Annotated in this window: 13 protein-coding genes; 3 read left to right on the forward strand and 10 right to left on the reverse strand. The window is 73.4% G+C overall.

What is annotated here, in order from left to right:
- Positions 1–78: 78 nt before the first annotated feature.
- From pufA to DK427_RS17910, 9 genes are all read right to left on the reverse strand, one after another.
- Positions 79–261, reverse strand: coding sequence for a light-harvesting antenna LH1, alpha subunit (gene pufA, locus DK427_RS17870; RefSeq protein ID WP_109952439.1), 183 nt, complete (start codon positions 259–261; stop codon positions 79–81).
- Between the two features lie 10 nt (positions 262–271).
- Positions 272–529, reverse strand: a complete 258-nt coding sequence (pufB, locus tag DK427_RS17875; protein ID WP_109952440.1) for a light-harvesting antenna LH1, beta subunit — start codon at positions 527–529, stop codon at positions 272–274.
- A gap of 155 nt (positions 530–684) precedes the next feature.
- Complete coding sequence (locus DK427_RS17880) at positions 685–897, reverse strand: hypothetical protein (RefSeq protein ID WP_245930619.1); 213 nt, start codon at positions 895–897, stop codon at positions 685–687.
- Positions 898–974: 77 nt separating this feature from the next.
- A complete protein-coding gene (gene bchZ / locus DK427_RS17885) occupies positions 975–2,429 on the reverse strand; it encodes a chlorophyllide a reductase subunit Z (RefSeq protein WP_109952441.1) in 1,455 nt (484 codons plus the stop codon).
- Positions 2,429–3,985, reverse strand: a complete 1,557-nt coding sequence (bchY, locus tag DK427_RS17890; protein WP_109952442.1) for a chlorophyllide a reductase subunit Y — start codon at positions 3,983–3,985, stop codon at positions 2,429–2,431. Before bchY ends, bchZ begins: the two co-directional genes overlap by 1 nt.
- A 4-nt stretch (positions 3,986–3,989) precedes the next feature.
- A complete protein-coding gene (locus DK427_RS17895; protein WP_109952443.1) occupies positions 3,990–4,976 on the reverse strand; it encodes a chlorophyllide a reductase iron protein subunit X in 987 nt (328 codons plus the stop codon).
- Positions 4,973–5,911 carry a chlorophyll synthesis pathway protein BchC gene (gene bchC / locus DK427_RS17900; protein ID WP_109952444.1) on the reverse strand — a complete coding sequence of 313 codons (939 nt, stop codon included), beginning with the start codon at positions 5,909–5,911 and terminating at the stop codon, positions 4,973–4,975. Before bchC ends, DK427_RS17895 begins: the two co-directional genes overlap by 4 nt.
- Before the next feature lie 149 nt (positions 5,912–6,060).
- Positions 6,061–7,317 carry a methyltransferase gene (locus DK427_RS17905; protein ID WP_109952445.1) on the reverse strand — a complete coding sequence of 419 codons (1,257 nt, stop codon included), beginning with the start codon at positions 7,315–7,317 and terminating at the stop codon, positions 6,061–6,063.
- Positions 7,317–8,201 (reverse strand): polyprenyl synthetase family protein, encoded by an 885-nt coding sequence (locus DK427_RS17910; protein ID WP_109952446.1) that lies wholly within the window; start codon positions 8,199–8,201, stop codon positions 7,317–7,319. The genes DK427_RS17905 and DK427_RS17910 overlap by 1 nt, the downstream gene beginning before the upstream one ends.
- A 232-nt stretch (positions 8,202–8,433) precedes the next feature.
- Between DK427_RS17910 and crtD the strand changes: the two genes are divergently transcribed.
- Both crtD and DK427_RS17920 read left to right on the forward strand, forming a co-directional pair.
- Positions 8,434–9,963 (forward strand): 1-hydroxycarotenoid 3,4-desaturase CrtD, encoded by a 1,530-nt coding sequence (gene crtD, locus DK427_RS17915; RefSeq protein WP_109952447.1) that lies wholly within the window; start codon positions 8,434–8,436, stop codon positions 9,961–9,963.
- Positions 9,960–10,817, forward strand: coding sequence for a carotenoid 1,2-hydratase (locus tag DK427_RS17920; RefSeq protein WP_109954249.1), 858 nt, complete (start codon positions 9,960–9,962; stop codon positions 10,815–10,817). The genes crtD and DK427_RS17920 overlap by 4 nt, the downstream gene beginning before the upstream one ends.
- 305 nt (positions 10,818–11,122) lie before the next feature.
- Here DK427_RS17920 and DK427_RS17925 read toward each other — a convergent pair whose 3' ends face one another.
- Entirely contained in the window at positions 11,123–13,261 is a 2,139-nt protein-coding gene (locus DK427_RS17925; protein ID WP_109952448.1) for a molybdopterin-containing oxidoreductase family protein, read from the reverse strand.
- Positions 13,262–13,612: 351 nt separating this feature from the next.
- Between DK427_RS17925 and DK427_RS17930 the strand changes: the two genes are divergently transcribed.
- Complete coding sequence (locus tag DK427_RS17930; protein ID WP_109954250.1) at positions 13,613–13,885, forward strand: hypothetical protein; 273 nt, start codon at positions 13,613–13,615, stop codon at positions 13,883–13,885.
- Positions 13,886–13,942 lie beyond the last annotated feature (57 nt).

Raw genomic sequence — 13,942 nt, forward strand, 5'->3', positions numbered from 1 at the left:
CCTCCCGGGACGGGTCTAGTCCGGTCTAGGCGTGGGACTGGATGTGGGCCGCGGCGCCGGGGCGCCGCGGCCGGTCGGTCAAGCCGGCATCTGCGGCAGGACGAGGCTCTGCGCCTGGGCGGAGCGCTTGGGCCCCTCCAGCCAGTTGAACCGGTCCGTCGAGAGCAGGATGAAGTGGATCAGCAGCGCCAGCACGAACAGGAAGGTGAACAGAGCCACCAGCGTCCGGCGCGGATCGAACAGGAGCCAGATCTTGTGCACGGGATCCTCCTCAGCCGATGAGCGTGGTGAGCGCGCGGGCCGCCTCGCCCACGCCCTCCAGGGACGCGTAGCCCTGCGGCCCGGGCAGCCAGGGCCGCCACAGCCAGACCAGGATGTGGGCTACCACGGCGATCGCCGTGAAGACGATGAAGCTCGTCAGGAAGATCGCGTGGAACTCCTTGGCTTCCGCTTCCGTCAGCCCGGACAGGCTGCTCGGTCTCTCGAGTGTCGTGCCGGGATGGGACCCGGTCTGTGTTCCGCTTGCCATCGGTCGAACCTCCGTTGCTTGGCCGCTCCGATCGGAGGCGGCGGACCCCGCCGGGACCCGAGGCGATCTCGGCGGGCCTTCCCCGGATGCACCGGACGGAAGCGTCGCGGGGCCGCGAGGCGGCCCGGAATGGTCGGGCCTGTCAGCCCAAGATCTCAGCCCATGAATGCGAAGGGCACGGCCTGGGCGGCCATCGCCCGGGCCTCGCCGAACACCGTGCGGCGGGGCGCGAGCGCCGGCCGCGCCGGACCGCGCAGCCGCTGGACCAGGGCCGCCGCCAGGAAGAGCGGGTAGGTCAGCCCGAGCAGGATCCGGAACTGCACGGCCTCCCGGTGCAGGCGGGCCGTGGCGGGCATCGGTCTCAGCATGGCTCGGGTCTCCGGCGGGGGGACGCGCCCGGTGGGACGCGCGGGAACGGGGAGCGGCGGAAGTGCAAGCGCGGCGCTCATGCGGGTGCCTCCGCGCGCGCGTTCTCGACATGGTCTGCGGCGACCCGCGCGGCGCCGCGGCGGCGGGCGAGGCGCTCGGCGGCGTCGCGCAGGCGCTTGGCCGCCGAGATCCGCACCAGCACCGGCTCGGCCGCGACCAGCGCGTCGAGGCGCGCACGGGCGGGCTCCTCCCAGGCGAGTTCGCCCTGCTCGCGCGCGGGTGTCGGGACCACCGCGTCGAGGTCGCGTCCCAGCGGCAGGATGTGGAAGAGCGCGTCGAAGAGCGCGTTGCAGACCTCCTGCACGAGGTAGGTCGCGCCCGCGTAGCCCATGAAGGGCGTGCCGGTGTGCCGCCGCACGATCGCGCCGGGGAACGAGGCCGGGATGTAGGCCGCGCGGCCCCCCGCCTCGGCGAGGTACTGGCGCTCGTTGTAGGAGCCCAGCAGCACGAGCGGGGGCCGCTCGTGGATCGCCGCGCGCACCGCCTGGTTGTCGGGCTTCCGGCCCGGCTGGCGCCCGAAGGCGAACTGGCAGGGCAGGCCCATCTCGTCGGCGAGGAAGCGGCGCACGCCGCGCGCGTAGGTCTCGGTCGCCACGATGCCGAAGCTCGCCGTGCCGAAGAAGTCCTGCGTCACCGAGCGCCAGAGGTCCCAGACCGGCTTGATCGTGGTGTGGCGCTCCTGCTCGATGAAGGACTCGGGGTCGAGGCCCAGGATCTCGCCCAGGGCCCGCAGGAACTTGGTGGTGGCGAGCACACCGATCGGGGCGCGCAGCCACGGTCGCTCCAGGCTCTCGCACAGCGCCGGGCCGAACTCGCCGTAGAGGCAGATCGAGGCGTCGGCCTCGACGAGGCGGGGAACCTCCGAGAGGTGGCAGCCCAGCGGGAAGGTCAGGTTGACCTCGGCGCCGATCCCCTCGACCAGCCGGCGGATCTCGGCCAGATCGCTCGGCATGTTGAAGCTGCCGTAGGCCGGGCCGACGATGTTGACCCGGGGCCGCTCGCCTTCCTTGCGCTCGGGCCGCTTCGGGATGCCCTTCTTGGCGTAGCGCTTGGCCCCGTATTCCTGCCAGAGCCAGGACATCGCCCGATCGGCGGCCTGCCACTGGTCCTCGTCGATGGTGCGGGGCAGGAAGCGCTGCAGCCCGGTGCCCTCGGGGGTGACGCCGCCGCCGATCATCTCGGCGATCGAGCCGGTGACGACCACGCTGGGCTGCGTCGGGTCGAGCGTCGCGTGGGCGCGCTTCATCGCGCCCTCTGTGCCGTGGCGGCCGAGCTCCTCCTCGGCGAGCCCCGTCACCACGATCGGCAGCTCGTGGGGAGGAAGCCCATCGGTGTAGTGCAGCACCGCGGTGACCGGCAGGTTCTCGCAGCCGACGGGCCCGTCGATGACGACCTGCAGGCCCTTGACCGCCGCGAAGACGTAGACGGCGCCCCAGTAGCCTCCGGCCCGGTCGTGATCGAGGACGAGCATCAGGCCATCTCCCCGATCGGGCGCTCGGGCGCGCGCTGCGCCTTCACGGCGGCCTTCACCTGCGGACGCTCCTGCCAGATCCCCGCGGCGTGGCCGGTGCCGACGCCCTCGAAGAAGCCGCGCATCGCCGCGAAGCGGTCGCGGCCGGCGATGGCCGCGTTGACGACCTGGGCGAGCGAGCCCGCGCCCGCCACGCCCATCAGGGGCCGGGCCGAGATCAGGTTGGTGAAGTAGAGGGCCGGCGTGCCACCCTCCTTGGCCTTCTGCACGACCGGCGTCGTGCCGATCGCGAGGTCGGGCCGGAAGGCGGCGAGCGCCGCCAGATCGTCCTCCAGCGAGGCGCGGAAGCGCACCGCGACGCCGCGCTCTTCCAGCCAGGCCCGGTCGGGCTCGGACCAGGGCGTGCGCGGGCAGGCGGTGCCGACATAGGGCACCTCCGCGCCGCTCTCGACGAGGAGGCGCGCGACCAGCAGCTCCGAGCCCTCGTAGCCCGACAGCGTGATCCGGCCGCGGATCGGGTTCGCGGCGATCGCGGCGCGGATCGGCGGCAGCAGGCGGGCCTTCGCCGCCGCGATCACGGCGGGCGTCACGTCGCAGGCCTTGCCGATGGCCTCGAGCCAGTCCGCGGTGCCGTCGTGGCCGACGGGGGCCGAGCCCACCACCGGCCGCCCGGCCGCCTCGAACTCGCGCACGCTCGCCGCGTAGAACGGGTGGATGGCCGCGACCGCCGCGCCGTCGAGCGCGGCGTAGAGCTCGCGCCACTCGCGCGTCGGCACCACGGGACCGGCCGAGAGGCCGAGCGGCTCGAGGAGCGCGCCGATCACCACCGGGTCGGCCGGGAACATCTCGCCGAGCAGCGTCACGCTCGGGCGCTCCGAGCGGCCGCCGCGGGGGGCGGCCACCGGGCCTCGCTCGGCCTCCTGGCGGGCATAGGCCAGCATCGCGCCGGCCAGCACGTCCTTGGCCTCCGCGTGGGTCGGCACGCCGAAGCCCGGCACGTCGATGCCGATGATCCGCACCCCGTCGATCGCCTTGGGCAGGAGCCGGAGCGGCACGCCGGAGGCGGTCGGCACGCAGAGGTTGATCACCACCACGGCGTCGTGCTCGCCCGCTCCGGCGACCTCGTGGACCGCCTCGCGGATGTCCTCGAACAGCTTGCCGGTGACGAGCGTCTCGGAGTTGAACGGCACGTAGCCGACGCTGCGGCGCGCGCCGTAGAAATGCGCCGTGAAGGTCAGGCCGTAGACGCAGCAGGCGCTGCCTGAGAGCAGCGTCGCGGTGCGGCGCATGCGCAGGCCCACCCGCAGCGCCCCGAAGGCCGGGCACATGCTCTGCGGCTGGTCGTGGGGGCCGGCCGGGTAGTCCCGGCGGTAGGTCGCGAGCGTCTCGGAGAGACCGGCCGCCTCGGCGGCGGCCCGCAGCGTCGCCTTGCCGCCGTGGCAGCCGAGGCCGTCGGCGGAGCCGGGTTCCGGCGCGGCGCCCTGCTCCGGTGCCGGGGGGATCTCGGCGGGCCGCCGCCGCGCCCGCAGGTCCGCGATGTCGAGGGAGACGGCCATGCGCTCAGCCCTCGTCGTAGACGACTTCGAGGGAGGGCTTCTGCGCGATCTCGACGCCGCACATGTCGGCCAGCGAGGCCGGCTCCAGCACCACGTCGCGCCCGACCGTCTCGCCCGAGAACAGGCCGAGCAGCGCGTCCTGGCTGAGGGGGCGGGGGCGGTGGGGCAAAGCCGCCCCGACATTGGCCGCGAGTTCCGCGAAGAGCGGGCCCCAGCGCCCGTCGGGCTCGGCCACGATCTGGTAGTTCGCGCTCTTGCGCCGGATGTCCTCGTCGGCCGGGATCGCGGCGAGCACCGGGATGCCGGCGGCCTCCGCGAAGGCCTGCGCCTCGCCGGTGCCGTCGTCCTTGTTGATCACGAGGCCGCCGACGCCGACATTGCCGCCGAGCTTGCGGAAATACTCGACCGCCGAGCAGACGTTGTTGGCGACGTAGAGCGATTGCAGGTCGTTCGAGCCGACCACGATCACCTTCTGGCACATGTCCCGGGCGATCGGCAGGCCGAAGCCGCCGCAGACCACGTCGCCGAGGAAATCGAGCAGCACGTAGTCGAAGCCCCAGTCGTGGAAGCCGAGCTTCTCCAAGAGCTCGAAGCCGTGGATGATGCCGCGCCCGCCGCAGCCGCGGCCCACCTCCGGGCCGCCGAGCTCCATCGCGAAGACCCCGTCGCGCTTGAAGCAGACGTCGCCGATCGCGACCTGCTCGCCCGCGAGCTTCTTCTTCGTCGAGGTCTCGATGATGGTCGGGCAGGCGCGCCCGCCGAAGAGCAGCGAGGTGGTGTCGCTCTTCGGGTCGCAGCCGATCAGCAGCACCCGCTTGCCCTGGCGCGCCAGCATGTAGGACAGGTTGGCCAGCGTGAACGACTTGCCGATGCCGCCCTTGCCGTAGATCGCGATGATCTGGGTCTCGCGCTTGGCTTCCCCGGTCGCGGGCGCGTCGGGCTCGACCGCGGCCTCCGCGCGGAGCGCCGCCGTGTTGAGGTGCAGGTTCATGCGGTTGCCCTCCAGTCGAGCACCATCTTCAGGCAGGCCGGGTCGGTGAAGGCGGTGCGGTAGGCCGCGTGCGCCTCCACCGCCGGGGCCTGGTGGGTGATCAGCCCGTCGAGCGACAGGCGCCCGGCGCGTGCCAGCGCGGTCGCGCTCGCGAGGTCGTCGGGCCGCCACTCGGCGGCGACGCGGATGCGGGCCTCGCGGGCGAAGGCCGGCGGGAAGGCGAAGGCGAGCGGCGCCTCGTAGAAGCCCGCCAGCACGATCTCGCCCCCGGGAGCGAGACGCGCGATCAGTCGGTCGAGCCCGGCGGCATCGCCGCTGACGTCGGTGATCCGGGCGTAGTCGGTCCGCGGGTCGTCCTCGGGCACGAGGACCGGGTAGCCGTGCGCGCCGGCCATGCGGGCGGGATCGGTCTCCCACACGGTGGGTTCCGCGCCCGCGAGCCGGGTCAGCCGCGCGAGCAGGCGCCCGAGCACGCCGTGCCCGACGATGAGGGGCCGTTCCCCCGGCGTGATGGGCCCCAGAGCGTGCTGCGCGGTGGCGGCGAGCGCCAGCAGGCAGGCCCGGGGCCCGAGGCCGGGATCGACCGGAACGAGGCGGGCGGCCGGCACCACCAAGTGCGAGGCCGCGCCCCCGAACAGGCCGCGCACCGGCCCGAAGCAGCGGGCGCCCGGCACGAACACGCTGTCGCCCGGCCGGAGGCCGGAATCCGGCGGGCCCGAGACGACCGTGCCGACCGATTCGTAGCCGGGCACCAGGGGGTAGCCGAGACCCGGGAAGGGCGGCATCCGGCCCGACCAGAGCAGCCGCTCGGTGCCGGTGCTGATCCCGCTCCAGGCGATCTCCACCACCGCGTCGAGCGGCCCCGCGGGCGTCAGCGCCAGGCGGCTGAGCGCGAGGCGCTCGGGCTGTTCGAGAACGACGGCGAGGGTGTCCATGGTCTGGATCTTTCGCGTCCGTGGCCGACCGAGATCGGATGTGTCATCTTATATTGACACTCAACAGCGTCAACCTGAATTAACGTCCGCTCGGTCCCGGACCGGACAAAAAGGGATCCGCGCCGCCACGCTGCCCCTCCGCCCGGGGATCACGGGCGCCTTGCCCGGATGAGCCGGACCAGGAGCGGGCGGCGGGTGCGGCGCTCGGCGATGCGGTCGAACCCCGCCGCCGTCAGCAGCGCCCGGATCTCGTCGGCCCGGCGGGGCCGGCCGCTGCCCATCGCCAGGAGGTAGAGGCCGAAATAGGCGTCGCCGACGGGCTCGGCCCCGGGCGTGCCGGCCATCGGCTCGGCCACCAGCAGGGTGCCGCCCGGGGGCAGGGCATCGTGGATCGCCCGGAGCAGCGCGAGCGCCGGCCCGTCGTCGTGGTCGTGCAGCACGCGCACGAGCGTCGCGAGATCGGCTCCCCGGGGCAGGGGATCGCGGTGGAAGCTGCCCCCGTGGCAGGCGGCGCGGTGGCCGAGCCCGGCCTCCTCCAGCCGCAGGGCCGCGCGCGCTGCCACGGCTGGGAGGTCGAACAGGCCGAGCCGCAGGCCGGGCGCGCGGGAGGCCACCGCGGTCAGGAAGGCCCCCTCCCCGCCCCCGACATCGAGGAGCGCCCGGTGCCGCCGGAACGGATAGGCCTCGAGCACGTCCTCGGCGATCAGCGCCTGCGAGGCCGCCATCAGCCCGCCATAGGGCGCGACGGCCTCGGGCCGGAGCGCCGTCCCGTGCGAGGCGGCCGACTCGGCCGATTCGGCCGCGGTCCCGGCGGATCCGTCCGCGGCTCCGGCCGATTCGGCGGCGTAGGGCCAGTAGCCGGCGAGCTGCGTCGTCCCGCCCCGTCCCCGCAGCAGCGCCACCGGGTCGGCGAGGTCGGCGTAGAGCAGGGCGTGGTGCTCGATCATCCGGGCGACGCCCGGGTTGCCCAGCAGCGCCGCGCCGAGATCGGCCAGCGCGAAGCGCCCGTCCGGCAGCGCCCGCAGCAGCTTCAGGGAGACGGCGGCCCGCAGCAGCACCAGCATCCGCTCGGGCGGCAGCGCGAGGCGGCGCGCCAGCGCGTCGCCGCCCTGCGGGCCCGCCGCCAGGATCCGGAACAGGTCGAGCTGCACGCAGGCGAACAGCACCTGCGCGTAGACGAAGCCGGCGCAGAGATCGAACAGGGCCCGGGTCTCGGACCGCGCGACCCGGCGCGTCAGGGGGAAGCCCGCCGCCCAGCGCTGGAAGGCCGGGCTGGCGATGCGGGCGTTGCGCCAAGAGAGCCAGCGCGTGAGCCAGCGCGTGAGCCAGCGCGCGCGCCAGGGGACCAGCCAGCGCGCGCCCCGGCCCGGGGGCAGCGGTGGGGCCGGAGCGACCCCGGCCTCCATCAGGCCACCGCGGCGGCGCGGGGATCGGCGCGCAAGCGTTCGGGCAGGAACAGCCGCGTCTGCGCCTCGATCTCGACCCGCAGCGCCTCCGCGCCGGGGCAGTCCGGGATCACCGCGACCGCCTCCGCCGAGAGCCGCTCCAGCCGCGCGAGCGCGCCGGTGAGGCCCAGCAGCGCGGCTGCGTTCGGGCGGCCGAGCGTCACGTCGCGCCCGGCCGGCTTGCCGATCTCCTCCTGGCGGCAGGCGACGTCGCGCAGGTCGTCGGCGACCTGGTAGGCCTCGCCCAGGCACTCGCCCAGGAGCCGCCAGGGCAGCGGCCGGGCGCCTGCGGCGGCCGCCCCCGCCACCGTGGCGGCGGCGAAGAGCGCCCCGGTCTTGGCCTGCTGGTAATCGGAGAGCGCGACGTGCGCCTCCGATTCCCAGGCCTGCCCCGCCACGATGCCGTGGGGCGCGCCCGCCGCCCGGGCGATCAGCCCGACGAGGCCCGCGAGCCGGGCCGGGCGCCGCGCCGCGCCGCGGGCGAGCGCCTCGAAGGCGCCTACGATCAGCGCGTCGCCGGTGAGCACCGCGAGTGCCGGGCCGTAGGCCACGTGGACGGCGGGCTTGCCGCGGCGGAGGGCTGCGTCGTCGAAGCAGGGCAGGTCGTCGTGGACCAGGGAGGCGCAGTGCAGGAGCTCGATCGCCGCGGCGGCCGCGTCCGCGGCTTCGGGATCGTCGTCGCCGCAGGCCCGGGCCACCGCGAGGCAGAGGCGTGGCCGGATCCGGTGTCCGCCGGGAAAGACCGCGTAGCGGATCGCCTCCGCCAGCAGCGGCGGCGCGCCGGGCGCCTCCGCCGAGGACACCGCCAATTCAAGGGCCGTCTCGATCCGTCGACCGGGATCCATGGCGCCGCTCCTGTCTAATTGAAGTGACGAAGCAAGTGTCAATATGAGTTGACATTGCTTTGGCCTCGGATCAAGCCTGTTCTTCTGCGGCGCGTGGTCGTCGAACCGAGCGGAGCCGGCCGATGCAGACAGCCCGTCCGCTTCCCGGCGGCGTTCACATCTCGCGGGCGGATTGCCCGCGCGCTCTTCCTCCCCCTTCTGCGGGTGAAGGGACGCTGCCAGGCGGGCACCGATGCGCGTCGCGGTGATCGGCGCCGGGATCGGCGGGCTCGCCGCCGCGCTCCGCCTCGCCCAGGCCGGCCTCGACGTGACCGTGCTGGAGCGCGGCGCCGCTCCGGGCGGCAAGATGCGCAGCCTCGATGTCGGCGGGCTCGGTGTGGAGGCCGGCCCCACCGTCCTGACCATGCGCTGGGTGCTGGACGAACTCTTCCGCGATTGCGGCGCCGCGCTCGACGCGCGGCTGCGCCTCACCCCGGCGCGGCTGCTCGCCCGCCACGCCTGGGAGGACGGCTCGCGGCTCGACCTCTTCGCCGACATCGACGCCTCGGCCGAGGCGATCCGGGCGTTTGCGGGACCCCGCGAGGCGGAGGGCTACCGCCGTTTCTGCGCCCGCTCGCGGGAGGTCTACGAGACGCTGGAGGGCCCCTTCATCCGCGACGACCGGCCGAGCGCCGTGGACCTCGCCCTGCGGGTCGGGCCGTGGGGCCTGCCGCGGCTCTGGCGGATCCAGCCCTTCGCTACCCTGTGGTCGGCGCTGGCCGACGATTTTCGCGATCCGCGCCTGCGCCAGCTGTTTGCCCGCTACGCGACCTATTGCGGCTCCTCGCCCTTCGAGGCGCCCGCCACCCTGATGCTGGTGGCCCATGTCGAGCAGGCGGGCGTCTGGACCGTGGAGGGGGGGCTCAGCGCCCTCGCCCGCGCGGTCGCCGATCTCGCCGCCGAGCGGGGCGCGCGCCTGCGCTACGGCGCGGAGGTCGCCCGCCTCGCGGTCTCGGGCGGGCGCGTCGTGGGGGTGGATCTCGCCGACGGCGAGCGCGTCCCCGCCGACGCGGTGGTCTGCAACGCCGACGCGGCGGCGCTCGGCGCAGGCCTGCTCGGGCCGGAAGCCGCGCCCGCGGGCGAGCGCCTGGAGCCCCAGGAGCGCTCGCTCTCGGCGGTGACGCTCTGCGCGCGCGCCACCGTCTCGGGCTTCCCGCTCGCCCACCACACGGTGTTCTTCGCGCCCGATTACCGGGCCGAGTTCGATGAGATCCTCCGGGAGCGCCGGCTGCCCGAGGCGCCCACGGTCTACGTCTGCGCGCAGGATCGCGACGACGCCTGCGCCGCGCCTCAGGGCCCCGAGCGCCTGCTCCTCCTCGTCAATGCCCCGGCCGACGGGCCGGAGGGCCCTACGCCGCCGGAGATCGAACGATGCGCGACGAATCTGCGGATGCGGCTCGCCGCCTTCGGGCTGAGCCTGACGGACACGAGCCCGCCGGTCACGACCGGGCCGGCGGGGTTCGCGGCCCTGTTCCCGGGGACGAAGGGAGCGCTCTACGGACGGGCGTCCCGGGGCTCGACCGCGACCTTCCGGCGGCCGGGGGCGCGCTCCGCCCTGCCGGGGCTCTACCTGGCGGGGGGCAGCGTGCATCCGGGCCCGGGGGTGCCGATGGCGGCGCTCTCGGGGGGGCTCGCGGCGCGGGCGATTCTCTCAGATCACCGCTCCGCTTCGACGGCGCGGTCGCGCGGGGCGGCTATGTCTGGTGGTACGTCGACGCCCTGAGCGCGGACGGGCGGCACGGCCTCACCCTCATCGCCTTCGTCGGCTCGGTCTTCTCGACCTACTACGCCCTCGATCCGACCCGGAACCCGCTCGACCACTGCGCCCTCAACGTGGTGCTGTACGGGACGCCCGGCCGCTTCGCCCTGACAGAGCGGCGGGCACCCGCCCTCGACCGGGGGGCAGCGCACCTCGCGATCGGGCCGAGCGCGCTCGCCTGGGACGGGACCGCGCTCACCGTGCGCATCGACGAGCGGGGGGCGCCGCTCCCGCGCCCGATCCGCGGCACGGTGCGGCTCTTCCCCGAGGGCATCACCGCCGGGCCCTTCACGCTCGATGCGGCCGGGCGCCACCGCTGGTGGCCGATCGCGCCGTCGTCCCGCGTCGAGGTGGACCTCTCCGAGCCGGGCCTCAGCTGGCGCGGCACCGGCTACTTCGACACCAACGCGGGCGACGAGCCCCTGGAGGACGCCTTCACCGACTGGTCGTGGTGCCGGGCCGACCTCTCGAACGGCGCGGCGATCCTCTACGACGTGCGCCGCCGCGACGGGAGCGCGCAGGATCTCGCCCTGCGCTTCGCCCGCGACGGCGCCCGCCGGGAGATCGCGCCGCCGCGCGCCGCCGCGCTGGCCCCGACGCGATTCTGGCGGATGCCCCGCCCGACCCGCAGCGACGACGGGCAGGCGCGAGTGCTGCGGACCTTCGAGGACACGCCGTTCTATTCCCGCTCGCTGCTCTCCGCCCGGCTCGGAGGCGAGGCCGTCCGCCCGGTCCACGAGAGCCTGTCGTTGACCCGGCTGACCAACCCGCTCGTGCGCTTCATGCTGCCGTTCCGGATGCCGCGGGTGTTGGGGTGAGGCGCCCCTTCCGTGCGGAACCCCCTCTCTCCGCCGTGCGGGGAGAGGGCTTCGGCGACCTTGTCGTCGCCGGAGCGAGCCCCCAGGCGACTGTGAGGGGGCTTCCACGAAGAAGCCTCACCCGGCACCGCCCCCTCACCCCCGCGTCGATCCCTCCGGGATCGATCGCTCGGCTCGCCCCCGCCGAGGGGGCTCGCCCCTCTCCCCGCGCGCGGGGAGAGGGGATCCGTTGGGATCGGGGTGCTCATTCGAAAACCGGATGAGGCCGGAGCGGCCCCGCATCCGCGGGACTGCTCGCTCCCCCCTCAGTTCGCCCGCGCGACCTCCACGAGGTTGTCCGAAAAGGACGGCGCGTGGCCCATGTCGGTGAAGGCGGCCGACGAGATGCTGTTGACCGTGCCCTCGTTGAGCTGGCGCCAGTAGCCGAGCGTCGCCACCACGACGCCCGGCGTGACGTCCTCGGTGACGCGCGCCACGCCCTTGAAGGCGCCGCGCCCGTTGGCGACCTGCACCCGGTCGCCGTCCAGGATGCCCCGCGCCCCGGCATCCGCCGGGCTGATCATCACGAACTGCTCGCCCTGGCCGCGCTGCTTGTCCTCCATGTTCGCGTAGCAGGAGTTCAGGAAGTAGTGGCTCTTCGGCGAGACGATGTTGAGCGGGAAGCGCCTCGCCAGCTCCGGATCCGCCGCGTGCGATTCCCGCGCGCCGACATAGTCCGGCAGCGGGTCGAGGGCCTCGCCGGGCTGGAAGCCCTCGTACATCTGCCGGAAGGGCGGTGCGACGAAGTTCGTGGCGCCCTCCACCTTCAGCATGCACTTGCCGGTCGGCGTGGGGAAGTTGCCATCCTTATGCGGCGCCCGGTCGTCGGGCGTGCCGACCTTCAGGCGGGCGAAGCCGTGCTCGCGCATGTAGGCGAGGTCGTAGCCCTCACAGGCCGGCGAGGACCAGTCCACGTAGTGCTCCAGGCACTCCGCGTCCGACCACTTGAAATTCTCCTCCTCGAAGCCGAGCCGGGCGGCGAGCCGCCGGAAGATCTCGTTGTTGGGGATCGCCTCGCCCGGCGCCTCGGCGCACCGGGTGTTGTAGGTCAGGTAGAGGTGGCCCCAGGACAGGATCATGTCCTCCATCTCCGCCCCCATCGCGGCCGGCAGCAGGATGTCGGCGTAGGCGGCGGTGTCGGAGATGAAGTGCTCGGCCGAGACTAGGAACAGGTCCTCGCGCATCAGGCCCTGGACGATCTTGTCGGTCTCCGGCGCCTGCGTGACCGGGTTCGAGTTCCAGCACATCATCGACAGGATCGGCGGATCGAGCGGCATCTCGCCGGTGAGCGCGCGGCCGATCTGCAGGTTCGAGATCACCCGCGTGCCCTCCGGGATCAGGTCGGGCCGGCACATCACGTCGAAGCGGTAGGGGTGCTCCCAGACCGGGAACTGGGTGACGCCGCCGCCGACATGGCGCCACGCACCGGTGAGCGCCGGGATGCAGGTGACCGCCCGGATGGTCTGGCCGCCGCCGAAGTGCCGCTCCAGCGCCACGCCCATGCGGATGCCGACGGGCTGCTCGGTCGCCATCTCGCGGGCGAGCTTCCGGATGTCCGCAGCCGGCACGCCGGTGATCCCTTCCGCCCATTCGGGCGTGCGGGTGCTCGCCCGCTCCTTCAGCTCCGCGAAGCCGACCGTGTGGTTGTCGACGTAGTCCTGGTCGACGAGGCCCTGCGCGATGATGGAGTTGATCAGCGCCATGGCGAGCGCGCCGTCGGTGCCGGGCTTCGGGCGGATGTGCCAGTCGGCGGCCTTGGCGGTGCGGGAGGCGTAGGCGTCGATGACCACGACCTTGGCGCCCAGCTTCTGCGCGTCCTTCACGATGGCCCAGTGGTGCAGGTTCGTGCTGACCGAGTTGCAGGCCCAGATGACGATGTACTTGGAGTGGATGTAGCTCTCCGGATCGAGGCCCGCGGTGGGGCCGACCGTGAGGAGCCAGGCGGTGCAGGAGCCCTCGCCGCAGAAGGTCCGCTCGGTCACGGTGGCGCCGAGCCGGTTGAAGAAGGCGTCGCCCCCGTTCAGCCCGTGCACCAGCCCCTGGTTGCCGAGGTAGCTGTAGGGAACGATGGCTTGGGGTCCGTGCGCGTCGATGATCGCCCGCCAGCGGGTGACGATCTCGTCGAGCGCCTCGTCCCAGCTGATGCGCGCGAACTGCTTCGAGCCCTTCGGGCCGACGCGGCGCATCGGGTAGAGCAGCCGGTCCGGGTGGTAGTGGCGCTTCTCGTAGTCCTTCAGCTTCACGCAGAGGCCGCCGCGGGTCATCGGGTGGTCGGGGTTGCCGCGCACGCCGAGCAGCTCGCCGTCCCGCACCTCGAACAGCATTGAGCAGGTATCGGGGCAGTCGTGCGGGCAGGCGCCGTAGAAGACCTCGGAAAACGCCTCGGGCTTGACGATCTCGTTCATGGCTACCTCCCCGGCCGGCCTCGGGAACCGCGTTATTGTTCCGGTCTCCCGGCTCGGCACGGCAGCAGCGTACAATGAAAGGAAGAAAAGTTCTAATTCGGATCCTGCGGCCGCTCGGCAGGGCAACCGGGTGTCGGCGCGCGACGCGGGCAGACCGGCGCCGGGCCGTTCGGTGCGCCCGATCCTGTCCAGGCGCCCGGACGGCACTCGGCGCCGACCGGAATTTCGTTCCGTGATGTGACGTGCGTCCTGGCACGTCGCGCCGACGAGACGATCTCTATCTTCAGATCACGGAAGACGAAGTGGCTCGGAACAGGCCGGCCACGAAGCATTCAGGAGATGAAGACCACCATGAAGACCCGTGTCGCCGCCGCTCTCGCCGTTCTCATGCTCGGCGTCGCTGCCCCGGCCTCGTCTGCGATGGCCCTCTCCTATGGTGCGCCGCGCGACCATTACGGCGCACTCAACCCCTACGAGGTCGATGTGACCGGATCGATCGGCCGGACCGGCGTGCTGCGCGACCCGCGCATCTGCCCGATGAGCTCGGCCGCCGAGGGCAATGCCAACCAGCAGAACTTTCCCGTGCAGCAATACGGCCAGACCGCCGGTGGGAACCGCTGCTAAGGGGTGGGCCGGATGCAGAAGACCATGAAAGCGTTCTCCTACGGCATGATCGGCGCG

The organism is Methylobacterium radiodurans (assembly GCF_003173735.1).
In the GTDB taxonomy this organism is placed as follows: Bacteria; Pseudomonadota; Alphaproteobacteria; order Rhizobiales; family Beijerinckiaceae; genus Methylobacterium; species Methylobacterium radiodurans.

What these genes read in the sequence shown, in the direction of transcription:
- DK427_RS17895 (WP_109952443.1), bottom strand. Translation starts at nt 4,976, where the DNA reads ATGAACCTGCACCTCAACACGGCGGCGCTCCGCGCGGAGGCCGCGGTC.
- DK427_RS17930 (WP_109954250.1), top strand. Translation starts at nt 13,613, where the DNA reads ATGAAGACCCGTGTCGCCGCCGCTCTCGCCGTTCTCATGCTCGGCGTC.
- crtD (WP_109952447.1), top strand. Translation starts at nt 8,434, where the DNA reads ATGCGCGTCGCGGTGATCGGCGCCGGGATCGGCGGGCTCGCCGCCGCG.
- DK427_RS17905 (WP_109952445.1), bottom strand. Translation starts at nt 7,317, where the DNA reads ATGGAGGCCGGGGTCGCTCCGGCCCCACCGCTGCCCCCGGGCCGGGGC.
- DK427_RS17910 (WP_109952446.1), bottom strand. Translation starts at nt 8,201, where the DNA reads ATGGATCCCGGTCGACGGATCGAGACGGCCCTTGAATTGGCGGTGTCC.
- DK427_RS17880 (WP_245930619.1), bottom strand. Translation starts at nt 897, where the DNA reads ATGCTGAGACCGATGCCCGCCACGGCCCGCCTGCACCGGGAGGCCGTG.
- pufB (WP_109952440.1), bottom strand. Translation starts at nt 529, where the DNA reads ATGGCAAGCGGAACACAGACCGGGTCCCATCCCGGCACGACACTCGAG.
- bchY (WP_109952442.1), bottom strand. Translation starts at nt 3,985, where the DNA reads ATGGCCGTCTCCCTCGACATCGCGGACCTGCGGGCGCGGCGGCGGCCC.
- DK427_RS17925 (WP_109952448.1), bottom strand. Translation starts at nt 13,261, where the DNA reads ATGAACGAGATCGTCAAGCCCGAGGCGTTTTCCGAGGTCTTCTACGGC.
- bchZ (WP_109952441.1), bottom strand. Translation starts at nt 2,429, where the DNA reads ATGCTCGTCCTCGATCACGACCGGGCCGGAGGCTACTGGGGCGCCGTC.
- bchC (WP_109952444.1), bottom strand. Translation starts at nt 5,911, where the DNA reads ATGGACACCCTCGCCGTCGTTCTCGAACAGCCCGAGCGCCTCGCGCTC.